Source organism: Vreelandella jeotgali Hwa, from assembly GCF_000334215.1.
Classification (GTDB): domain Bacteria; phylum Pseudomonadota; class Gammaproteobacteria; order Pseudomonadales; family Halomonadaceae; genus Vreelandella; species Vreelandella jeotgali.
The window spans coordinates 379,829-401,237 of record NZ_AMQY01000011.1; the positions used below are offsets into that span (position 1 = coordinate 379,829).

The 21,409-nt window shown below is 64.3% G+C and carries 16 protein-coding genes; 11 read left to right on the plus strand and 5 right to left on the minus strand.

Annotated features, from left to right (window positions below):
- Nucleotides 1-2 precede the first annotated feature (2 nt).
- The 7 genes from sdhA (at nucleotide 3) to sucD (ending at nucleotide 10,883) form a co-directional block, all read left to right on the plus strand.
- Nucleotides 3-1,775 (plus strand): succinate dehydrogenase flavoprotein subunit, encoded by a 1,773-nt coding sequence (gene sdhA, locus C793_RS0105030; RefSeq protein WP_017429860.1) that lies wholly within the window; start codon nucleotides 3-5, stop codon nucleotides 1,773-1,775.
- A 26-nt stretch (nucleotides 1,776-1,801) separates the two neighbouring features.
- Nucleotides 1,802-2,512 (plus strand): succinate dehydrogenase iron-sulfur subunit, encoded by a 711-nt coding sequence (locus C793_RS0105035; RefSeq protein WP_017429861.1) that lies wholly within the window; start codon nucleotides 1,802-1,804, stop codon nucleotides 2,510-2,512.
- Nucleotides 2,513-2,749: 237 nt separating this feature from the next.
- Nucleotides 2,750-5,581: a 2-oxoglutarate dehydrogenase E1 component gene (locus C793_RS0105040; protein ID WP_026106121.1), complete on the plus strand. Its 2,832-nt coding sequence runs from the start codon at nucleotides 2,750-2,752 to the stop codon at nucleotides 5,579-5,581.
- Nucleotides 5,582-5,620: 39 nt separating this feature from the next.
- Nucleotides 5,621-7,165 carry a 2-oxoglutarate dehydrogenase complex dihydrolipoyllysine-residue succinyltransferase gene (odhB, locus tag C793_RS0105045; RefSeq protein WP_017429863.1) on the plus strand — a complete coding sequence of 515 codons (1,545 nt, stop codon included), beginning with the start codon at nucleotides 5,621-5,623 and terminating at the stop codon, nucleotides 7,163-7,165.
- A gap of 111 nt (nucleotides 7,166-7,276) precedes the next feature.
- Nucleotides 7,277-8,716 carry a dihydrolipoyl dehydrogenase gene (gene lpdA, locus C793_RS0105050; RefSeq protein WP_017429864.1) on the plus strand — a complete coding sequence of 480 codons (1,440 nt, stop codon included), beginning with the start codon at nucleotides 7,277-7,279 and terminating at the stop codon, nucleotides 8,714-8,716.
- Between the two features lie 128 nt (nucleotides 8,717-8,844).
- Nucleotides 8,845-10,011, plus strand: a complete 1,167-nt coding sequence (gene sucC / locus C793_RS0105055) for an ADP-forming succinate--CoA ligase subunit beta (protein ID WP_017429865.1) — start codon at nucleotides 8,845-8,847, stop codon at nucleotides 10,009-10,011.
- Nucleotides 10,011-10,883, plus strand: coding sequence for a succinate--CoA ligase subunit alpha (gene sucD / locus C793_RS0105060; RefSeq protein ID WP_017429866.1), 873 nt, complete (start codon nucleotides 10,011-10,013; stop codon nucleotides 10,881-10,883). Before sucC ends, sucD begins: the two co-directional genes overlap by 1 nt.
- A gap of 164 nt (nucleotides 10,884-11,047) precedes the next feature.
- On the opposite strand, the gene C793_RS0105065 is transcribed toward sucD, so the two are convergent.
- From C793_RS0105065 to C793_RS0105085, 5 genes are all read right to left on the minus strand, one after another.
- On the minus strand, nucleotides 11,048-12,988 hold the full coding sequence (locus C793_RS0105065; RefSeq protein WP_017429867.1) for an exoribonuclease II: 1,941 nt from the start codon (nucleotides 12,986-12,988) through the stop codon (nucleotides 11,048-11,050).
- A 79-nt stretch (nucleotides 12,989-13,067) separates the two neighbouring features.
- On the minus strand, nucleotides 13,068-14,171 hold the full coding sequence (locus tag C793_RS0105070) for a YcjF family protein (RefSeq protein ID WP_017429868.1): 1,104 nt from the start codon (nucleotides 14,169-14,171) through the stop codon (nucleotides 13,068-13,070).
- Nucleotides 14,168-15,577, minus strand: coding sequence for a YcjX family GTP-binding protein (locus C793_RS0105075; RefSeq protein ID WP_017429869.1), 1,410 nt, complete (start codon nucleotides 15,575-15,577; stop codon nucleotides 14,168-14,170). The genes C793_RS0105070 and C793_RS0105075 overlap by 4 nt, the downstream gene beginning before the upstream one ends.
- A gap of 4 nt (nucleotides 15,578-15,581) precedes the next feature.
- A complete protein-coding gene (locus C793_RS0105080; RefSeq protein ID WP_017429870.1) occupies nucleotides 15,582-15,779 on the minus strand; it encodes a hypothetical protein in 198 nt (65 codons plus the stop codon).
- A gap of 129 nt (nucleotides 15,780-15,908) precedes the next feature.
- Nucleotides 15,909-16,778 (minus strand): D-hexose-6-phosphate mutarotase, encoded by an 870-nt coding sequence (locus tag C793_RS0105085; protein ID WP_017429871.1) that lies wholly within the window; start codon nucleotides 16,776-16,778, stop codon nucleotides 15,909-15,911.
- A 151-nt stretch (nucleotides 16,779-16,929) separates the two neighbouring features.
- Between C793_RS0105085 and C793_RS0105090 the strand changes: the two genes are divergently transcribed.
- The 4 genes from C793_RS0105090 (at nucleotide 16,930) to C793_RS0105105 (ending at nucleotide 21,280) form a co-directional block, all read left to right on the plus strand.
- Nucleotides 16,930-17,166: a GlsB/YeaQ/YmgE family stress response membrane protein gene (locus C793_RS0105090; protein WP_017429872.1), complete on the plus strand. Its 237-nt coding sequence runs from the start codon at nucleotides 16,930-16,932 to the stop codon at nucleotides 17,164-17,166.
- 111 nt (nucleotides 17,167-17,277) lie between these two features.
- A complete protein-coding gene (locus tag C793_RS0105095; RefSeq protein WP_017429873.1) occupies nucleotides 17,278-19,263 on the plus strand; it encodes a DUF1266 domain-containing protein in 1,986 nt (661 codons plus the stop codon).
- A gap of 166 nt (nucleotides 19,264-19,429) precedes the next feature.
- Entirely contained in the window at nucleotides 19,430-20,080 is a 651-nt protein-coding gene (locus tag C793_RS0105100; RefSeq protein WP_017429874.1) for a C40 family peptidase, read from the plus strand.
- Between the two features lie 54 nt (nucleotides 20,081-20,134).
- Nucleotides 20,135-21,280, plus strand: coding sequence for an MFS transporter (locus C793_RS0105105; RefSeq protein WP_051038337.1), 1,146 nt, complete (start codon nucleotides 20,135-20,137; stop codon nucleotides 21,278-21,280).
- The last annotated feature ends 129 nt before the right edge of the window (nucleotides 21,281-21,409 follow it).

The window sequence follows — 21,409 nt, forward strand, 5'->3', positions numbered from 1 at the left end:
TCATGTCCAACATGCGTAGCCTGACATTTGACGCCATCATTATTGGCGGCGGCGGCTCCGGCCTGCGAGCGGCGCTCGAACTGGCCAAGTCCGGCAAGAAAACCGCCGTGCTGTCCAAGGTGTTTCCCACGCGCTCGCACACGGTCTCCGCCCAGGGCGGCATTACCTGCGCCATCGGTGCTGCCGACCCGGAAGACGACTGGCGCTGGCACATGTACGACACGGTCAAGGGCAGTGACTACATTGCCGACCAGGACGCCGCCGAATACCTCTGTTCCGAAGGCCCCAAGGCGGTTTTCGAGCTGGAGCACATGGGGCTGCCGTTTTCGCGCTTTGACAACGGCCGCATCTATCAGCGTCCGTTCGGCGGCCAGTCGAAAAACTTCGGCGAGGGCGGCCAGGCGGCGCGCACCTGCGCGGCGGCCGACCGTACCGGCCATGCGCTGCTGCACACGCTTTATCAGAACAACATCAAGAACAACACGACCTTTCTCAACGAATGGTACGCGGTTGATCTGGTGAAAAATGAAAACGGTGACGTGGTGGGCTGCATCGCCATGTGCATCGAAACCGGCGAAGTGGTTCACGTCAAATCCAGCGCAACCGTGATGGCCACCGGCGGGGCCGGGCGTATTTACGCTTCGACCACCAACGCGCTGATCAATACCGGTGACGGCATCGGCATGGCGCTGCGGGCCGGTTTCCCCATGCAGGACATGGAGATGTGGCAGTTCCACCCCACCGGTATTCACGGTGCCGGCACCCTGGTCACCGAAGGCTGTCGCGGCGAAGGCGGGTATCTGATCAACAAGGACGGCGAGCGTTTCATGGAGCGCTATGCGCCCAACGCCAAGGATCTCGCCAGCCGCGACGTCGTGGCTCGTTCGATGGTCCTGGAAATGCTCGACGGCCGCGGTGCCGGCGACGATGGCGACCACGTCTTCCTCAAGCTCGACCACCTGGGCGAAGAAGTGCTCAACAAGCGCCTCCCGGGTATCTGCGAGCTGTCCAAAACCTTTGCCCACGTGGACCCGGTTCACGAGCCGGTCCCGGTCGTGCCGACCTGCCACTACATGATGGGGGGTATTCCCACCAACGTGCACGGCCAGGCCATCATGCAGGATGACAAGGGCAATGACCAGGTCGTCAACGGCCTCTTTGCCTGCGGCGAAGCGGCGTGCGTCTCGGTTCACGGGGCCAACCGCCTGGGCGGCAACTCGCTGCTGGACCTGGTGGTATTCGGCCGTTCGGCGGGGCAGTTCATCGAAAGTGCGCTCAACGAGGGCATCGACTACCTGGACGCCAGCGAAGCGGATATTCAGGCGGCGATGAAGCGCATCGAGCGCTGGAACGAGTCCGGTGACGGCGAATCCGTCCCCGACCTCAAGCGTGCGCTCCAGGACATCATGCAGACCGATTTCGGCGTCTTCCGCGAAGAGCAGAAGATGCAGGAAGGCGTCAAGCGCCTCGCCGAGCTGCGTGAGCGTATTGAAAATGCCTACCTGCCGGACAAGTCCAATGCCTTCAACACGGCCCGGGTCGAAGCGCTGGAGCTCGATAACCTGATGGAAGTGGCGGAAGCCACGGCGATTTCCGCGCTCGAGCGCAAGGAAAGCCGCGGTGCCCACTCGCGCTACGACCACCCCGACCGTGATGACGTCAACTGGCTGAAGCACTCGATCTACGACCCGACCGAAAAGCGGCTGGGCAAGCGTGATGTCAACTTCAAGCCCAGGACTGTTGACACCTTCGAACCCAAGATTCGTACCTACTGATACGCCGCAGACGAGAGGGAGTCACGATGTCTAATCTTCAGGTATCGATATACCGCTATAACCCCGAGACCGATACTGCGCCGTACATGCAGGAGTTTCAGGTCGACACCAGGGGCCGCGACGTCATGGTGCTGGACGTCCTGCACATGATGAAAGAGCAGGACGCTACGCTGGCCTTTCGTCGTAGCTGCCGCGAAGGCGTGTGCGGCTCCGACGGCATGAACATGAACGGTCGCAACGGTCTGGGTTGCATTACCCCGCTGTCCGACGTGGTCAGGAACGGCAAACTGACGCTGCGCCCGCTGCCGGGTCTGCCGGTGATCCGCGACCTGGTCGTGGACATGGCGATGTTCTACAAGCAGTACGAGCGTATTCAGCCGTACCTGCAAAACGACGAGCCGGAGCCGGCAATCGAGCGGCTGCAGTCGCCCGAAGACCGGGAGAAGCTCGATGGGCTTTACGAGTGCATCCTGTGCGCCTGCTGCTCCACGTCCTGCCCGTCGTTCTGGTGGAACCCGGACAAGTTCGTCGGTCCCGCGGGTCTGCTGCAGTCCTACCGCTTCCTGGCCGACACCCGGGATACCGCGACTCGAGAGCGGCTCACCGATCTGCAGGACCCGTTCTCGGTGTTCCGCTGCCGCGGCATCATGAACTGCGTGGCGTTCTGTCCCAAGGGGCTGAATCCGACACGCGCCATCGGCAAGATTCGTGAAATGCTGGTGGCTGACGCCACCTGATTGTAGGGCCGGGTGCATGGTATCGGATCCTGCGTGCCGGTAAATTCAGGCTTGCAACCCGGGTTGCAGGCATTGCGGCAACAAGTTTGTGCCTGCCACTTAAACCGTAACGCCCGGCTTGTTATCATGGCGCCATTGGCGGTGCGACCTGAGGTCACACCGCCATGGTCCATAGCGATATCGCCGCGACCCTGCAGCGATACCGATACCACCCCATCTGTGTAGGGTGACCGAGAGATGCAACAAGGCATAATGGAGTTGATGTGGCGTTCTTCTCACGTCAGTGGCGCCAATGCCCACTACGTGGAAGCGCTTTTTGAGCAGTACCTCACCGATCCCGACGCTGTGCCCGATGAGTGGCGCCGTTACTTTGACGAGCTGCCGCGTCCCGAAGGCCATGCGTCCGGCGATGTCCCGCTGGGTCCTGTCCGCGACCAGTTCTACCGCATTGGCCAGCAAACGCGCCCCGGCGCTGCCGTACCCGAAGAAAGCGGTATGGATAAAAAGCAGGTCAAGGTGCTGCAGCTGATTAACGCATATCGCTTTCGCGGACACCAGAAAGCCGATATTGATCCACTGGGGCTGCGCGATCCCACCCCGGTACCGGATCTCGACCTTTCCTTCCATCAGCTTTCCAGCGACGACCTCGATACCGAATTCCGGACCGGCTCGTTTTTCCTGGGGCTCGACAAGGCACCGCTGCGCGACATTATCGACGCTCTGGAGCGCACCTACTGTCGTTCCATCGGCTGCGAGATCATGCACATCGTCGATACCGAAGAAAAGCGCTGGCTACAGCATCGCTTTGAATCGGTACGCAGCGCCCCCGAGTTCGGCCAAAAGGCGCGCCGTCATGTGCTGGAGCGGCTGACTGCCGCCGAAGGGCTGGAAAACTACCTGGCCGCCAAATACCCCGGTACCAAGCGTTTTGGTCTGGAAGGCGGCGAGACGTTCATTCCCATGATGGACGAGTTGATCCAGCGCGCCGGCGGCTACGGGGCCAAGGAAATCGTCATCGGCATGGCGCATCGCGGCCGGCTCAACCTGCTGGTCAACATCCTGGGCAAGAACCCCGCCGATCTGATCGACGAGTTCGACGGCAAGAAGGTATTCGACCGCGGCTCCGGTGACGTCAAGTATCACCAGGGCTTCAGCTCCAACGTCATGTCACCGGGTGGCGAAGTTCACCTGGCGCTCTCGTTCAACCCGTCACACCTTGAAATTGTGGCCCCCGTGGTCGAAGGGTCGGTACGCGCCCGTCAGGATCGCCGAGAGGACCCGGTTGGCGAGAAAGTGCTGCCGATCAACATCCACGGGGATGCTTCCCTGGCCGGGCAGGGCGTGGTCATGGAGACATTCCAGATGTCCCAGACGCGTGCCTTCCGCACCGGCGGCACCGTGCATGTGGTGATCAACAACCAGATCGGTTTCACCACATCGCATCCGCTGGATGCACGCTCTACCGAATACTGCACCGATATCGCCAAAATGGTGCAGGCACCGATTTTTCACGTCAACGGTGACGATCCCGATGCGGTCATCCACACCACCCAGGTGGCGCTGGACTATCGCCAGAAGTTCAAGAAGGACGTCGTGATCGACATGGTGTGCTACCGCCGTCGTGGGCACAACGAGGCCGACGAGCCCTCGGGCACTCAGCCGATGATGTATTCCAAGATCAAGCAGCACGACTCGGCGCGCACGCGCTATATCGAGCGGCTGGTCAAGGAGGGCGTGGTCAGCCAGGACGACACCGGCGCCATGGTCGACACCTACCGCGAAGACCTGATGGCCGGCAACCACGTTGCCAATGCGCTGGTGCAGGAGCCCAACGAGGCGCTGTTTGTCGACTGGCAGCCCTACATCGGCCACGAGTGGACCGGCTACGCCGACACCTCCTTTGACATGCAGCGTATGCAGCTGCTGGCCGAGCGCATGTGCACCATTCCCGATGGGATTGCGGTACAGCGTCAGGTGGAAAAGATCTATGCCGACCGGCGCAAGATGCAGGCCGGTGACCTGGCGATCAACTGGGGCTTTGGTGAAACCCTGGCCTACGCCACGCTGCTGGATCAGGGGCATCCGATCCGTCTGACGGGGCAGGATGCCGGCCGTGGCACCTTCTCGCACCGCCACGCCGTGGTCCATAACCAGAACGACGGCAGCACCTATGTGCCGTTGCAGAATATCAGCGACGGCCAGCCGCGTTTCACCATCCACGACTCCTTCCTTTCGGAAGAAGCCGTGTTGGCCTTTGAATACGGCTACGCGACCACCGCGCCCAACGACCTGGTGATCTGGGAAGCCCAGTTCGGCGACTTTCTCAACGGCGCCCAGGTGATGGTGGACCAGTTCATCTCCTCGGGCGAAACCAAGTGGGGACGCCTGTGCGGGCTGACCATGCTGCTGCCCCACGGCTATGAGGGTCAGGGCCCGGAACACTCCTCGGCGCGCCTCGAGCGCTTTCTGCAGCTGAGTGCGGAAAACAACATGCAGGTCTGCGTGCCCACCACGCCGGCGCAGATTTATCATCTGCTGCGCCGTCAGGTGATTCGCAAGCTGCGCAAGCCGCTGGTGATCATGTCGCCCAAGTCGCTGCTGCGCCACAAGGAGGCCGTGTCCAGCCTGGAAGACCTGGCAGACGGCGAGTTCCACATGGTGCTCCCCGACCAGGCCGACCTCGCTCCCGAGGCCGTGACGCGTATCGTGCTCTGTGCCGGCAAGGTGTATTACGACCTGGCCGCATGGCGGGAGGAAAACGAGCGCCACGATACGGCGATTGTGCGTATCGAGCAGCTCTATCCGTTTGCCCGCGATGCGCTTCAGGATGTGCTCAAGGCCTATACCAACGTCACCGATATTGTCTGGTGTCAGGAAGAGCCGCTGAACCAGGGGGCCTGGTACCCCAGTCAGCACCACCTGCGCGCGGTTGCCGAGCGGCTCGGGGAAGGACTGGGCGGCAAGCTCAAGTTTGCCGGCCGCCCCGCCTCTGCGGCGCCGGCAGCGGGCTATATGTCCGTTCACGCCGAACAGCAGCACCAGCTGGTGGACGACGCATTCAATCTGTAAGCGCCCACCGGGGTTTCGCGAACACACAAGGGATACCACATGGCTACCGAAATCAAAGCGCCAACCTTTCCAGAGTCCGTCGCTGAGGGCACCGTTGCCGCCTGGCACAAAAAGCCCGGCGACAGCGTCGAGCGCGACGAGCTGGTGGTTGAAATTGAAACCGACAAGGTCGTGCTGGAAGTTGTAGCACCGGAAGCCGGCACGCTCAGTGACGTCCTGGTCAAAGAAGACGATACCGTGGAGTCCGAGCAGGTGCTGGGCAAGCTCGGCGAGGCTTCTGCCGCTGCCGACAGCGCGCCGCAGGACGACAAGCCTGCCGCGGCAAAGCCGGACGCCGCTGCCTCTCAGCCGGCCGCCGGCAAGCAGCACGAAGTCAAGGCGCCGTCATTTCCCGAGTCCGTGCAGGAAGGCACGGTGGCCAGCTGGAACAAGAAGGTCGGCGAATCGGCGAGCCGTGACGAAGTGCTGGCCGAGATCGAGACCGACAAGGTCGTCCTCGAAGTCGTGGCGCCGGCAGACGGCGCGCTGACCGAAATTCGCGCTGACGTGGACAGCCAGGTCGAGTCCGAGCAGCTGCTGGCCCTGTTTGCCGAAGGCGCCGGCGGTAGCGACCCGGCGGATGAAGCTCCGGCTGCCGGGGCCGATGACCAGGACGATGAGGCCGAGGAACATCAGGACGGCAAAATCCTGGCGCCGGCGGCGCGCAGGATGGTAGCGGAAAACGACCTGGACGCATCGCGCATCGACGGCACCGGCAAGGGCGGCCGGATTCTCAAGGAAGATGTCCAGAAGGCGCTGAAAGACGGTAATGCGAAGAAGTCGGCGGCTCCCGCGCCTGCACCGACGCAGGGCGCTCAGGCAGCGCCGGCTCCGGTCGAGGGTGAGCGCCCCGAAAAGCGTGTGCCCATGAGCCGCCTGCGTCAGACCATTGCCAAGCGGCTGGTACAGGCGCAGCAGACGGCCGCGATGCTCACGACCTACAACGAGGTCGACATGAGCGCGATCATGGAGATGCGCGCCCAGTACAAGGAAACCTTCCTCAAGGCCCACGATACCAAGCTCGGCTTCATGAGCTTCTTCGTCAAGGCGGCCGCCGAGGCGCTCAAGCGCTTCCCCGACGTCAACGCTTCGATCGACGGCAGCGATATCGTTTATCATGGCTATCAGGATATCGGCGTCGCGGTTTCCACCGAACGCGGCCTGGTCGTGCCGGTGCTGCGCGATACCGACCGGATGCAGATGGCCGACGTGGAAAAGAGCATTGTCGATTTTGGCAAGCGCGCCCGTGACGGTAAGCTGGGCATCGACGAAATGCAGGGTGGCACCTTTACCATCACCAACGGCGGTATCTTTGGCTCGCTGCTGTCGACGCCGATCATCAACCCGCCGCAAACGGCGATCCTGGGCATGCACAAGATCCAGGAACGGCCGATGGCGGTTAACGGTCAGGTAGAAGTTCGGCCAATGATGTACCTTGCCATCTCCTATGACCACCGCATGATCGATGGCAAGGATGCCGTGCAGTTCCTGGTCGTGATCAAGGAGCTGCTGGAAGATCCGGCACGTCTGCTGCTTAACGTATAGCGCTGCCATACGGCCGGTCGCTTGCGCGCCGGGGCGTCCTCATGCGTCACGAGAACTTATCTACACTGCCCCTGCCGCGTGTGGCGGGGCAGCCCGAACAGAGGAGCCAACATGGCTGACAAGTTTGATCTAATCGTTATCGGTGCCGGTCCCGGTGGCTATGTGACCGCCATTCGCGCCGCGCAGCTGGGGTTGAAAACCGCTTGTGTAGAGAAGTGGCAGGACAGCAAGGGCGGCGTGGCCCACGGCGGCACCTGCCTGAACGTGGGCTGCATTCCGTCCAAGGCGCTGCTTGAGGCCTCGCACAAGTTTGTTGAAGCCCGGGACGACTTTGACGATTTGGGCATTGCCACCGGCGACGTCAAAATGGACGTCGGCAAGATGATGGCGCGCAAGGACAAGATCGTTAAGAATCTAACCGGCGGCATCTCAGGGCTGTTCAAGGCCAACGGCGTGACGGCCATCAACGGTACCGGCAAGGTGATCGGCGAAAAGCAGGTTGAAGTGACCGACTTTGACGGCAAGACCAGCACCCATGAAGCCGACAACATCGTGGTCGCTGCCGGCTCCGTGCCGGTCGAGATTCCGCCGACGCCGCTGACCGAAGGCCTTATCGTCGACTCCACCGGCGCGCTGGAGTTTGACGAAACGCCCGGCCGCCTGGGCGTTATCGGTGCCGGCGTAATCGGTCTGGAACTGGGCAGCGTGTGGAATCGTCTGGGGTCCGAGGTAACGGTACTCGAAGCCATGGATGACTTTTTGCCCATGGTCGACGGCGCCATCGCCAAGGATACTCAGAAGCTGCTCAAGAAGCAGGGCCTGGATATTCGGCTCGGCGCCAAGGTGACCGGCTCAGAGGTCAAGGGCCAGGAAGTCGTGGTCAAGTACGCGGATGCCGACGGCGAGAAGGAAATTACCTTCGACAAGCTGATCGTCTGCGTCGGCCGCAAGCCCTACACCCAGGGCGTGATTGCCGATGGCGTCAATGTTGATCTCGACGAGCGCGGCTTTGTTACCGTCGACGATCAGTGCCGTACCAGCGTGCCGGGCGTTTATGCCATCGGCGACTGTGTGCGCGGCCCCATGCTGGCGCACAAGGCGTCCGAAGAGGGCATGATGGTGGCGGACATCATCGCCGGCCAGAAGGCCGAGGTGAACTACGATGCCATTCCCAGCGTGATTTATACCTTCCCCGAGGTGGCCTGGGTCGGCATGACCGAGCAGGACGCCAAAGAGCAGGGCATCGAAGTCAGCACCGGGGCGTTCCCGTTTGCGGCCAACGGCCGCGCCATGGCCAACAATGCCACCGAGGGCAGCGCCAAGGTGATTGCGGATGCCGAAACCGATCGTATTCTCGGGCTGCATATTGTCGGCCAGCATGCCGGTGAGATGATCGCCCAGGGCGTGATTGCCATGGAATTCGGCTCCAGTGCCGAGGACCTGGCGCTGACCTGCTATGCCCACCCGACCATGTCGGAATCCATCCACGAGGCGGCGCTTGCCGTTGATGGTCACGCGATTCACATGGCGAACCGCAAAAAGCGTAAGTGATCCACAATCCCTTTTAACAAGCGCCACCTCCGGGTGGCGCAATGCTTTCGGCAATGTATCGAAAGCGCGGGGATGGGGAGCAACCGTTTCCCATCGTTCGAGTCACATGCAACCAATGGCATGAAGCGATGAACCTTCACGAGTATCAAGGCAAACAGCTGTTTGCCGACTATGGCTTGCCGGTGTCCAGGAACTTTGCCGTGGACAGCCCGGAAGACGCCGTAGAGGCTTGCAAGAAAATCGGCGGCGAACAGTGGGTCGTCAAGGCTCAGGTACACGCCGGTGGCCGGGGCAAGGCAGGCGGCGTCAAACTGATCAAATCGCCCGAAGAGGCCGGGGCCTTCGCCGAGCAGTGGCTGGGTGAGAACCTGGTGACGTTCCAGACCGATGACGTCGGTCAGCCGGTATCGCGGATATTGGTGGAAGACTGCACCGATATCGCCTCCGAGCTGTATCTGGGCGCGGTCGTTGACCGGACTACGCGGCGCGTGGTGTTCATGGCGTCAACCGAAGGCGGCGTCGAGATCGAAACGGTAGCCGACGAAACGCCGGAGAAGATTCTCAAGGCCGAAATCGACCCGCTGGTCGGTGCGCAGCCGTATCAGGCCCGCGAGCTGGCTTTCTCGCTGGGGCTTGAAGGGGCGCAGATCAAGCAGTTCACCAAGATCCTGCTGGGACTCTCTCGCCTCTTCCACGACAAGGATCTGGCGCTGCTGGAAATCAACCCGCTGGTCATCACCGGCGAGGGCAACCTGCACTGCCTGGATGCCAAGGTAGGCCTCGACGGCAACGCGCTGTACCGTCATCCCGACCTCCAGGCCATGCGCGATCCGTCGCAGGAAGACGAGCGCGAAGCCGATGCTGCCAAGTGGGAGCTGAACTACGTAGCGCTCGACGGCAACATTGGCTGCATGGTCAACGGCGCCGGCCTGGCGATGGGCACCATGGACATCGTCAACCTCAACGGCGGCAGCCCGGCCAACTTCCTCGATGTGGGCGGCGGTGCGACCAAGGAGCGCGTGGCGGAAGCCTTCAAGATTATCCTGTCCGACGACAGCGTCCAGGCGGTGCTGGTCAACATCTTCGGCGGTATCGTGCGCTGCGACATGATTGCGGAAGGCATCATCGGCGCCGTTGAGGAAGTTGACGTCAACGTACCGGTAGTGGTGCGTCTGGAAGGCAACAATGCCGAGCTGGGCACCGAAAAGCTGGCGGCAAGCGGGCTGAACATTATCGCGGCTACCAGCCTGACCGACGCGGCAGAGCAGGTTGTCAACGCGGCGGAGGGGAAATAATGAGTATCCTGATCGACAACAGCACCAAGGTCATCTGCCAGGGGTTCACCGGCGGCCAGGGCACTTTCCACTCCGAGCAGGCCATTGCCTACGGCACGCGGATGGTCGGCGGCGTAACGCCGGGCAAGGGCGGCCAGGAACACCTGGGGCTGCCGGTGTTCAACACCGTGAAGGAAGCGGTGCAGGAAACCGGGGCCGAAGCCAGCGTGATTTACGTACCCGCGCCCTTCTGCAAGGACTCGATCATCGAAGCCGCCAAGGCCGGCATTCGTCTGATCGTGTGCATTACCGAAGGCATTCCCACGCTCGACATGCTGGATGCCAAGGTCAAGTGTGACGAGCTGGGCGTGACCCTGATCGGCCCCAACTGCCCGGGCGTGATTACGCCGGGAGAAAGCAAGATCGGCATCATGCCCGGCCATATCCACCAGCCGGGCAAGGTTGGTATTATCTCGCGTTCGGGCACGCTGACCTACGAAGCCGTCAAGCAGACCACCGACCACGGCTTTGGCCAGTCCACCTGCGTGGGTATCGGCGGCGATCCGATCCCGGGCTCCAGCTTTATCGATATGCTGGCGCTGTTTGAAAACGATCCCAAAACCGAAGCCATCGTGATGATCGGTGAAATCGGCGGTACCGCGGAAGAAGAAGCCTCGGCGTACATCAAGGAGCACGTCTCCAAGCCGGTGGTTTCCTATATTGCCGGTGTCACCGCGCCTCCGGGCAAGCGCATGGGCCATGCCGGTGCGATTATCGCCGGCGGCAAGGGCACCGCGGATGAGAAGTTTGCCGCGCTGGAAGGCGCCGGGGTGAAAACCGTGCGCTCGCTGGCTCATATCGGTGACGCGCTCAAGGAAATGACCGGCTGGTAAGCCAGAGGTCATCACGGCCGGCGCAAGGCGTCCTCGGCCGATAACCGCTGGCCGATAACCGTTGGCCAGAAACAGGGCCGCCCGGCACCATCATGGTCCGGGCGGCTTTTTTGCGTCCTTGTTTGTCGCGGATGCCGGGGCAGGATGGCCCCGGCGCGCGGCGATCAGGCGGCGGGGCGGGCGACCAGCGAGCGGGTGTCTTCCCGGGCCTCGATGAGGTTGACCCGTACGGCATCGCCGAGCTTGTAGCGTTCCACGTCTTCGACCTGGATGCGGCCTTCCTTGTCGTCGATGACCACCTTGCGGCGGTCGCTGTGCATCATCGGTGCCGGGACAAAGGCCGTGGCGCCGTTGTCGATCAAACGCACGCGCATGCCGCCGCGGTTGATGGCGATGATTTCGGCGTCAAAGGCGGTTTGGGCCTCGGCGTCCGGGGTCAGGTAGCGCACGTAGAGCCAGTCCTTCACGTCGCGCTCGGCCATGCGGTTCAGGCGGCGGCGTTCGGTGAGCTGCTCGGTCAACGCTTCGCTGGCTTCGGCGGGCGCCTTTTCACCCTTGAGAACGTGCTTGATCAGACGATGGTTGACCATATCGCCGTACTTGCGGATCGGCGAGGTCCAGGTGGCATAGGCCGTCAGCCCCAGGCCGAAGTGGGGGCCGGGCAGCGCCGACATCCGGGTAAAGCCCTGGAAGCGGCGCAGGCGCACGTCCAGCCAGGCATTCTCGCGGCTTTCGATCTCGCGCTTGAGCGTCTTGTAGCGCGGCAGGTCGAGCAGGTCGTCGGTGTCGACATTGATGTCCTGGGTGGCGAGAAACGCCTGGGCGTCTTCGACCTTTTCCGGCTCAAAGGCGCGATGCACGTTGAAGATACCGTGGCCGACGTTGGCCGACAGGTAGTCCGCGCAGCAGGCGTTGGAGGCGATCATCGATTCCTCGATCATGCGGTTGGCAATGCGCCGCTCTTCGACTTCGATGTTGAGCACGTTGCCGGCCGGATCGAGCTTGAAAACGAAGTCCGGGCTGCCGCTGAACACCAGCGCATGCTTTTCGCGCCACGCCGAGCGCGCCTCGGTGAGGTCGCGCAGTGCCGTCAGCTGCGGGGCGATGTTGTCGGCCGGGGTCCAGTCGCCTTCGCCCTCGATCCAGTTGGAGACGTTCTCGTAGGTCAGCCGCGCGTGGGACATGGCCTCGGCGGCGAAGAAGCGATAGTCGCCCAGGCTGCCGTCGGCGTTGACGTCCAGGGTGCACGCCAGCACCGGACGCGTCTGACCTTCCAGCAGCGAGCAGAGATCGTCGGCCAGCTGCTCGGGCAGCATGGTGACGTTCTGACCCGGCAGGTAGACGGTGAAAGCGCGCACCCGGGCTTCCTTGTCCGCCGCGTGGTTTTCGTCGACGTAGGCCGTGGGATCGGCAATCGCCACGCTCATGCGCCAGCCGCCGTCTTCGCGTTCGACCACGTGCAGGGCGTCATCCATGTCCCTTGTGGAAGCGCTGTCGATGGTGAAAAACGGCATCGCGGTAATGTCTTCCCGCTCCAGGCCTTCCTCGTGGAGCGGCCATTCGCTGCCGGCATCCGGGCATTCCTGCTCCAGCGCATGGCGCGCCAGCGTCACCCGCCAGGGCACGGCGGGGTTGTCCGATTTGGCGACCAGCTCGTCGATCTGGGCGAAAAAGCTGCGGTCGTCCTTTTTCATCGGATGGCGGACCAGCCGCGCCACGATCCAGTCGCCGTCGGCGATGCTGTCTTCGTCGAGGCTGCGCTTGATGCGCGCCTTGATGGCGTTACGGATCGACGGGTGATCGGGCACCACGGCCAGGCGGCCTTCGCGCTTCTGCACACGGGCGACAAAGCGATCCAGCCCCTGCTCGATGAGCGTTTCCGGCTCAACCGAGGTCTTGTCACCGTTCTGGTGAATCACCGCCTCGACCCGGTCGCCGTGGATGACCTGCTTCATCGCGGGCGGCGGAATGAAGTAGGATTCACCGTCGTCGGTTTCCAGAAAGCCGAAGCCGCGGTCGGTGCCCTTGACCTGTCCTTCGGCGCGGGGGGTGGTATCACGAATCTGTTGCTTGAGTTGGGCAAGCGAGGAATTATTCTGCAGCATGAGGCTCGTTTGGTTGGCGAGGGTAGGCCGCCACTATACGGGTTCGGGGCGATGGCGCCAATCGCGGCGGCCGGATGGCTCAGCGCCGCTGCGCCGGCGCGGTATCGTCGGGCCGCGCATCCAGCCGGCGCAGCTGTTGCCATAGATCGCGGCGCAGGTCGGCCACGGTCGGCGCCGCCTCGGGCGCAAAGGCCAGCGGGCGGCACAGCCGCTGGGCACGCAGTCCCAGCCGGGCGCTCAGCAGGCCGACGGACAACCCCTGGCCGGCACGCGCCGACAGCCGCCCGGCCATGTCCAGCGAGAGCATGTCCATGCCGGCATCGGTGGCCAGCTCGCTGGCCCCGGCAAACGCCATGTTGTGCAGCACCGCCTTGAACAGCCGCAGGCGACTGATATAGCCAAGCTCCAGACCGTAAAGACGGCACAGGCGGTCGACCATGGCCAGGTTGCGCCAGGCCACCAGCGCCATGTCGACAAGCGTCAGCGGGCTCGCCGCCACCATAACAGCCGTTTCCCCGCACATGCGCGAGATGAGCCGCTGCGCCTCGCGGTCGCGGGGCGTCAGCAGGTGATGATCCAGCAGCGCCAGGGTTTCCTCACCGTTGTGATGCGGTTGCTGCGCGGCCCGGAAGGCCCGCCAGTGCGGATCATCCTCGCTCAGCCGCAGCTGATCCTGGAGCCTGCCGGCCAGCTTTTGTGCCTTGCGCGGTGAGCGATGCGGCAGCTCGGCCAGCGCCGTGCGCAGTCTGTCGTGGCGCTTGAGGCGTTTCAGCCGCACCAGTTCGCGCAGCGTGGCCGCCGCGCCCAGGCCAATGACCCCCAGGCCGAGCAGCCGCCAGGCGGCGTCCAGCCAGCGGGCGCCGGTCAGCGCATCGGGCAGTCCGGTGACAAACTCGGCGATGCCCAGCACCACGCTGCCGGCGAGTACCAGCACCAGCCCGCGGTGGCGCTTGCGCGGCGCGCCCAGACTGTGCTCGGGCAGGGCGGTGGCGGCCGCGTCGTCGTCGGCCGGTTGGGTATCCCGGGTGCCCTGGTCGAAGCGGTGGGCGGCGCGCAGGGGGTCGGTCGCCGACTGCGTATCGGCGCCGTGGTGGCGTCCGGCGTCGTGGTGTCTGGCGTTGTGAGGGTCGGAGGAGCTGTCGTCGTCCAGGGCAAAGTGCCGGCGTGGCTGGGGCGTGGTCATGTCAGTTTATCTCCGATCAGCCAGTCGATGGCGGCATCCATGCGGATATGCGGCAGCGCCCCGGTGGTCCCGGGGAGCGGGCGAAAATTGGCAAAATCAAAGCCCTGGCGCTGCCAGAAGGCGGCATCCGGCAGGCTGGCGGGAACGTCGCCGGGATAGACCAGAGTTTCCTCGCCTTCCAGGTCGGTGCCGCGCAGCGCCGGCAGCCGTTCTCTGCCCTGGCGCACTTCCCGGGTCCGGGTGGCACGAATTGCCGCCAGCGACATGGCCTTGACCGGCACGTTGGCAAAGCGCAAGTCCTTCAGCGGCTCCTTGAGCATGGTATTGAGCAGCGCCACCAGGTTGTCGTGCTGCTCGGGGGTGACATGGTCGGCCTTGGTGGCGGCCACGGCCAGGCGGTCAATACGCGGCGCAAGGAGCCGGTTGAGCAGATGGCGGTTGCCGTAGCTGAAACTCTGCATCAGTTCGCCCAGGGCGCGGGACAGGTCTTCAAAGCGTTCCGGGCCGGCGTTCAGGGCGCCCAGCACATCCACCAGGATAATCTGCCGGTCGAAGCGGCGGAAATGGTCGCGGTAGAAGGGCTGCACTACCTGTTTCTGATAGTAGCGAAAGCGCGCGGCCAGGGTGGCATAGACGCTGTTGTCGGGCAGGGCTTCGAGCGCTTCCCGCGGCTGGTCAAGGTACGGCAGGGGGAAAAACTGCAGCACCGGGGCGCCTTCCAGCTCGCCGGGGAGCAAAAACCGCCCCGGCTGCAGGTGCGAAAAGCCCAGCTGCCTGGCTCGCTTGAGGCCGGCCGCGTAGGCCTCGGCCAGCTCGGCAAGTACGGCTTCGCTGGCTTCTTCAGCCGGGTCCAGCGCCTCGGCGGCGGCCAGCCACTCGCTAAAGATCGCCTGGCGCTGCTCGCCGCGGGCATACGGGCGGCTTTGGCACCACTGATAATAGTCCTGATCCAGCAGCGGCAGATCCAGCAGCCATTCGCCGGGGTAGTCGAACAGGTCCAGCGTCAGGTGCGAGACAGACGTACGCAGCCAGCCGCCGCGCGCCGGGCGATAGCGCAGCGCCAGGCGCAGCTCGCTGATACCGCGAGTGGGTTCGGGCCAGCGCGGGGGCGTATCGCTCAGCGCCTGCATGGCCGGGTCGTAGGGAAAGCGCGGTACGCCCAGGTCCGGCTGATTCAGGCGTTGTGCGCCCAGCAGGCGGCCGTCCCGGGCCGCCGGCAGCAGATCCAGGCGGGCTTCCACGCCGGCGTGGCGAAGCTGGTTGACCAGCGAGGTCAGAAACGCCGTCTTGCCGGCCCGGGACAGGCCGGTGACGGCCAGACGCAGCTGGCGGTCACGGCCGCGCTCCAGCAGGTTGCCGAGTTCGCGACTCAGCGCTCCAGGCGTGGTAGGCGTAGGCATGGCCATGAAGTCAGCCGCCCTGTGCCAGCCCGGCCACCAGCTGCCAGGAGATCGGCAGCGTGGCGATGACAAAGCCCAGCGTGGTAATGCTGTAGCCCGGCCAGCGGCGGGGGGAGCGCTGTGCCAGCATCAGGCCGCCCACGCCCATGACCATGCCGACGATATTGAAAACCATGGAAAACGCCTCGAACCAGAGCGATACGTTCATGCGGTGTGTCTCCAGCAGTTGGCCGTGTGTTGATCGCAGAGGCGGCACGCGGGTATCCGGGCTGCCCGCGTGCCGCGATGCAGTGTAACAGGGCCCGGCGTGTTGCTGTGGGGCAGTTGGCCGGCTGTTTCAGGCTCGGCTGAGCGTTGTGCCCAGCAGGTGGCGCGCGCCGGGCACCAGCCAGACCGGGTCGAGCCGGGTGTTGGCCGACTCCACGCAGATAAAGTTTCGCACGGCGCTGTCGTGGGTATCGTCAAGCGTGGCGGTGCCCGGGTGCCAGACGACGGTGGAATCGCTCTGGTACTTGGCGACGTTGAGCCGGCGCCGGCCATCGTCCACGACCACAGCGGCGTTGCTGTGGTAGAGGCGGTCAAGCGGCCCGCGTACGGCGAGAGTGCCCTGCTGTTCGCTTTCGGCAAAATCCCGGCGTTTATCCAGATAGCGAGCGCCCGCCAGGCCTTCGAGTTGGCAGGCAAAGGCATCGTCAACGGCCAGGTAGCTGTGCAGCGCGGCGCTGGTCTTGACCGGTGCATCGCCGGCGTTTTCGCTGATCAGCTCGACGTTCAGCCGCCGGGCATTGGCCTGGATGACAAGGCGGACGTTCAGCTGGCTGTGCAGGCGCTCCTCGGGAGACAGGTGCACCTCGATACCTTCCTCGTGTTCGTCCACGGCATCGAGCCGCCAGAGGGCCAGCCGCGCATGGCCGTGAAACGGCCCCTGACGGTTGGGGCTTTCATCGGCATAGCGCTCATCGCCGAACCACGGCCAGCACAGCGGGATGCCGCCGCGCAGTGTCGCCGGTGCTTCAGCGGGGGTCGGCGTCAGCCAGAGCCAGGGCGACTCGCCTGACGGCTGAAAGTGCACGACCTGGGCGCCGGTCAGCGCGATGGCCAGCTGCCCCCATGCCTGATGGAACAGCACCATTTCGCGCCCCTGCCAGGTCAGGGTTTGCTGGCCGTCGGTAGCGTCAAGCCGCTGGCGAAGCGAGTCGGGAATCATCAAAGCGTCCTGATGGATAAACGAATGGAAAAAACAGGTTGGCTGTTATCATGGTAAAACAAACACGATGCGTGTTCACCTTGCCGAGACCCGGCCCGGAAGGAGCCGGATTCGTCGCGGCGACACAACAGCAAGACAGACAGGAGGAAATATGGGTTTTATTGCCTGGTTGATTATCGGCGGTCTGGCCGGCTGGATTTCCGGTAACCTGATGCGCGGCGGCGGCTTTGGACTTATCGCCAACGTGGGCGTGGGCATCGTCGGCGCGGTGATCGGCGGTTTCCTGTTTGGCCTGGTGGGGCTTCATGCCGGGGGCTTTATCGGCTCGCTGGTAACGGCGGTTGCCGGGTCGGCGGTGCTGCTCTGGGTGGTCAGCAAAATACGCTAGCGACGCCTCGACGACCGCGCCCGAGGTGGCGGCGGGGGTCCCGTTTCTTCGGGCGGCCCGTTACAATAAGCGCCTTTTTGCCGTGCCTTGCGGGTTTAACAGGGGAATCTTTTGCTCAACGCGTTACATAGCTGGCAGCAACACCAGCGGCACCTGCTGGCTATCGACGAGACCGACTCGCCCTGGCCCGACAGCCGCTCGGACGCCGCCGCCTGGCTGGCCGAGGCGTGGCAGATAACATCGCGCGAGACGCTGATTGACGCCATGCTGTGGCTGGCCGCGCAGGGCGAGCGTTACCACTGGGATACCTGCGCCGCCGAGCTCGGCGCCCTGAACGTGGCCCGGCGTCAGCGACGGGTAGAAGAGCTGGCGGCCCAGGGCGCGCCGTTTATCGGAATGATACAGCGCTGGGTAGCCACCGATGCGCCGCTGGAATGGGCCGCGTGGGACTGGCTGCGGCTGGCCGAGCTGGCCTGGTCGGGCGCTTGCTGCGGCTACCTTGAGGCCGCCGAGTCCGACGACTTTGCCGCCCATGCCGCCGAACTCCTGCAACACCGCTACGCCGGCTGGGCCGACGTGCTCAAGGCTTACCGCCGGGGGATGAGCCTGGCCGGCGGGATGGATTACCGCGACGAAGGCGCGGCCGGGTCAGCGCAGGCGCCGGGCGATGCCTGGCAGCCATCCCATGCCTGGCAAGCGCAGCTCATGGCGCTGTCCGAACCGACCTGCCGCGACGCCTCGCGCGCTCGCCTGCGGGCGTATCGCAACACGCCACGGCACTGGCTGCAGGCGATTGCCGGCGTGCGTGACCCGCAGCTGATGCAGCGTCAGCGCGACCCGCAGGCGCCGCTGCCCGAAGCCAAGCGCCTCGAGGCCGAGCGCTATCTGGAAAACGAGCTGGATGTGCATGCCGAAGAAGGCGCCGAGGCGCTGACGCGTTACTGGCTGCCGGCCGAGGCGCACCATCTCAACCAGATGGCCGCCGACGCCGCGCACGGCTTTCAGGCTCCGTCGCAAACCGCTATGGGGTCTCCGGCCCGCGAGGCGCTGGTGCAGCGTGGCTGGCTCAGGCAGGCCAGCCGCCACGCCGCGACCATCCGGATGGCGGAAAAATTTGCCTTTTACGTCCAGGCGGCCGTGGATAGCCGGCGCTTTGATGACGCCGCGCTGGTGTCGCTGGCCGAAGCATTGAAAAGCTGCCTGTGCCATTTTTATGCCACACCGACCCGGCTGCTCGACGCCTGGCTGGCCTGGGCGCGCTGCCTCTCGGAGCCCGATGACGTATCGCTGACAGGGGATATTGCCTGGCACCGGAACGATCCCGGCAGCGTATTTCACTGGCTGGACTGGCAGCCCGGCCGCTGGCGCGAGCCCGACGGGCGGCCTTCGCTGCGCGATTTTACCGCGATGGCGCTGGTCGGGCCGTTGAACAGCCCCGCCTGGCGCCAGCCGCGGCCGGAAGGCGCCCGGGAGCGTGAGACCATTCGTCAGTGGCTCGAAAGTCATTATCAGCTCCACGACGCCCGGGAGCTGAGCGGGTTTATCGACGACATGCTCGAAGCCGGCGACCGCCAGGACTACCAGATCAATTATGCGCCCTATACGCTCAACCGCCGGCGGCTGGACGAAGAAATTGCCATCCTGCAAACCGGCGACAGCCCCGTCGAAGAGCGTAACCATCGGCTGCGGCTGGAACGCGTGCGTGACAATGAAGACGGCTGCAACGACATCGACATGGCGGCGTGGGATATTGCCCAGGCGGTGGATCTGGCCATCGCCGGTCGCGAGCTCGACTGGCTGAGCCCGTCGCGGCTGGCGCAGGTGCTTGAGCGCGCCCATGCGCTTGCTGCAACGCACTATGCTGGCTGGCAGGCGTATGCCGAGGGCCTGTATGCCGGGTTTTCATTCGGCATGGGGGAAACCGACGAGCGTCAGCAGTTTCTGGCCGGGCTGCGCCAGGCGCTGGTGGCCTGGCGTTGCGGTGCCCCGGTGCTGGCGGGTAGCTGGGCAAGCCTGGATTTTCCCGGCAGCCGGCCGCGGCATTGTGTGCCGCTGCATGTTGATACGCTGCCCGGTGACAGGTTGACGCTGCATTGAGCCTCGCCAGCTATCGAAGCTATCGCTTATACTGCGACGGCGCGTTTATTTCGTACACGGCCGTATCCCGCTGAGCCGTGTTTCCGCTTTCCGTGTGTCAGGTACGATCCGGCGGCCCGGCCGGCTGCGCCCGCGACGTCCTGCACCGCTTGACGAGGTCCTGGGTATGACTGTTGCTGGCGTGCCGCCCCGCATGCTGTTGCCGGGCATCCGTGAAACCGGTGCCCTGGCGCTGATTCTCCTGCTGGCGGGCTGCGCCGGGAGTCCTCGGCACGCCGACGATGCCGCGTCGGATAGCGGCTTTACCCACTCGCTGCCGGGGGTATCCCACAGCGGTGGCGCGATGATGTCGCCGGCGGATAACCCTCTGACTGACCTGTCGCGGTTCAAGACTCCCGAGCCGGCGGTGATCCGCGAGGCGCTGCTCGAAGAGCACGAGCGCTGGTCGGGCACTCCCTATCGGCTGGGCGGCACAACCCGGCGTGGCGTCGACTGCTCGGCGCTGGTGCAGAATGTGTACGACGATTCCTTCGAGATCAGCCTGCCCCGCACCACGCGCGGGCAGGTGAAAAAAGGCCACGCGATTGATCGCCGGCAGCTGCGCGCCGGTGACCTGGTGTTTTTCCGTCCGCCAGGCAGCCGACACGTGGGCATCTATGTGAAGGACGGCTATTTCCTGCATGCTTCCACCTCCAAAGGGGTGATCATGTCGCGGCTGGATAATACCTACTGGCAGCGCTATTACTGGCAGTCCCGCCGCCCGCTGGAACAGCGCCAGATGGCGCAGCTGAATCGTGTTTTGTCACCGGAGCGGTAGGTTCCCGTGGCGATAGCGCTCAAGACCCGCGCCTGGTGGCGTGCGACCCTGGCGATGTGCCTGGGCTCGTTCCTGGTGTTTATCAATCTTTACGTGCCTCAGCCGCTGCTGCCCGAGCTGCAGGATACATACGGTGTGTCGACGCTGGCCGTCAGCTTTGTGATGTCGGCAGCGACGCTGTCGCTGGCCGGCGCGCTGCTGGTGTTCGGCCCGCTGTCCGATGCGATCGGGCGCCAGGGCATCATGCGCTATAGCCTGCTGTTGGCGGGCAGTCTGTCGCTGCTGCTGGCGCTGGCGCCCAACTTTCCCGCGTTGTTGACGCTCAGGCTGGCTCAGGGGTTTGTCCTCGGCGGGCTGCCCGCGGTGGCCATCGCCTGGATGGGTGACGAGTTCGATAAACGCGCGCTGGTGGGGGCCGTGGGGCTGTACATCGGCGCCAATTCGCTGGGCGGGATCAGCGGCCGGGTTGTCGGCGGCATCGTCGCGGATATGGGCGGCGCGTCCGCGGCGTTCACGACCGTGGGCCTGATGACGCTGGCCGGCACCGTGCTGTTCTGGCGCCTGTTGCCGCCCAGCCGGGCGTTTACGCCCCGGCCGTTTCACCTGGCGACGGCGGCCGCCGATCTGTACGGGCATTTGCGCACGCCGGCGCTACTGGGCGCCTATGCCCTGGGCGGCATTAATTTCATGGTGTTTATCAACCAGTACAGCTACATCACCTTTCGCCTGGCGAATGCGCCCTACCAGCTGGCGGCGAGCAGCCTGGGGCTGATTTTTCTCACCTATCTGAGCGGCACCCTGGGATCGATGTTATCCGGTCGGCTGGCCGCGCGGCTGTCGGTGGCGCGCTGCATGATACTCGGGGTGTTTATTCTGATGGCGGGCACGGCGATCACCCGCGCCGATTCGCTTGCGCTGATTGTGCTCGGGCTGACGATCAACGCCTTTGGTTTTTTCCTTGCGCATTCGCTGGCATCCAGCTGGGTCGGGCGCAACGCCCAGCGCGCACGCGGCAGCGCTTCGGCGCTTTACCTGGTGTTTTATTACAGCGGCGCGAGTCTCGGCGGGTTCTGGCTGGAGCCTTTCTGGCTTTGGGACGGCTGGGCGGGCGTCACCTGGGCGTCCTGGGTGCTTTTCGGAGTGACGCTGGCCATTGCGGTCTGGCTGCGTCGGGTAGAGCGCCGGCAGCAGGCCGAGTGAAGTAGAATGCGGGTTGCTCCCCTTGGCTAGCCGACAGACATAAAAAAAGCGGCTCCTTGCGGAGCCGCTTTTATCATCCGGCGCGATGCCGGTGATCGAGCGAGATCATGGCCTCGCAAGAGTAAAGCC

Bases quoted from the DNA above. Each gene is read 5' to 3' on its own strand.
- sdhA (WP_017429860.1), top strand. From the start codon at position 3: ATGTCCAACATGCGTAGCCTGACATTTGACGCCATCATTATTGGCGGC.
- C793_RS0105035 (WP_017429861.1), top strand. From the start codon at position 1,802: ATGTCTAATCTTCAGGTATCGATATACCGCTATAACCCCGAGACCGAT.
- C793_RS0105040 (WP_026106121.1), top strand. From the start codon at position 2,750: ATGCAACAAGGCATAATGGAGTTGATGTGGCGTTCTTCTCACGTCAGT.
- odhB (WP_017429863.1), top strand. From the start codon at position 5,621: ATGGCTACCGAAATCAAAGCGCCAACCTTTCCAGAGTCCGTCGCTGAG.
- lpdA (WP_017429864.1), top strand. From the start codon at position 7,277: ATGGCTGACAAGTTTGATCTAATCGTTATCGGTGCCGGTCCCGGTGGC.
- sucC (WP_017429865.1), top strand. From the start codon at position 8,845: ATGAACCTTCACGAGTATCAAGGCAAACAGCTGTTTGCCGACTATGGC.
- sucD (WP_017429866.1), top strand. From the start codon at position 10,011: ATGAGTATCCTGATCGACAACAGCACCAAGGTCATCTGCCAGGGGTTC.
- C793_RS0105065 (WP_017429867.1), bottom strand. From the start codon at position 12,988: ATGCTGCAGAATAATTCCTCGCTTGCCCAACTCAAGCAACAGATTCGT.
- C793_RS0105070 (WP_017429868.1), bottom strand. From the start codon at position 14,171: ATGACCACGCCCCAGCCACGCCGGCACTTTGCCCTGGACGACGACAGC.
- C793_RS0105075 (WP_017429869.1), bottom strand. From the start codon at position 15,577: ATGGCCATGCCTACGCCTACCACGCCTGGAGCGCTGAGTCGCGAACTC.
- C793_RS0105080 (WP_017429870.1), bottom strand. From the start codon at position 15,779: ATGAACGTATCGCTCTGGTTCGAGGCGTTTTCCATGGTTTTCAATATC.
- C793_RS0105085 (WP_017429871.1), bottom strand. From the start codon at position 16,778: ATGATTCCCGACTCGCTTCGCCAGCGGCTTGACGCTACCGACGGCCAG.
- C793_RS0105090 (WP_017429872.1), top strand. From the start codon at position 16,930: ATGGGTTTTATTGCCTGGTTGATTATCGGCGGTCTGGCCGGCTGGATT.
- C793_RS0105100 (WP_017429874.1), top strand. From the start codon at position 19,430: ATGACTGTTGCTGGCGTGCCGCCCCGCATGCTGTTGCCGGGCATCCGT.
- C793_RS0105105 (WP_051038337.1), top strand. From the start codon at position 20,135: ATGTGCCTGGGCTCGTTCCTGGTGTTTATCAATCTTTACGTGCCTCAG.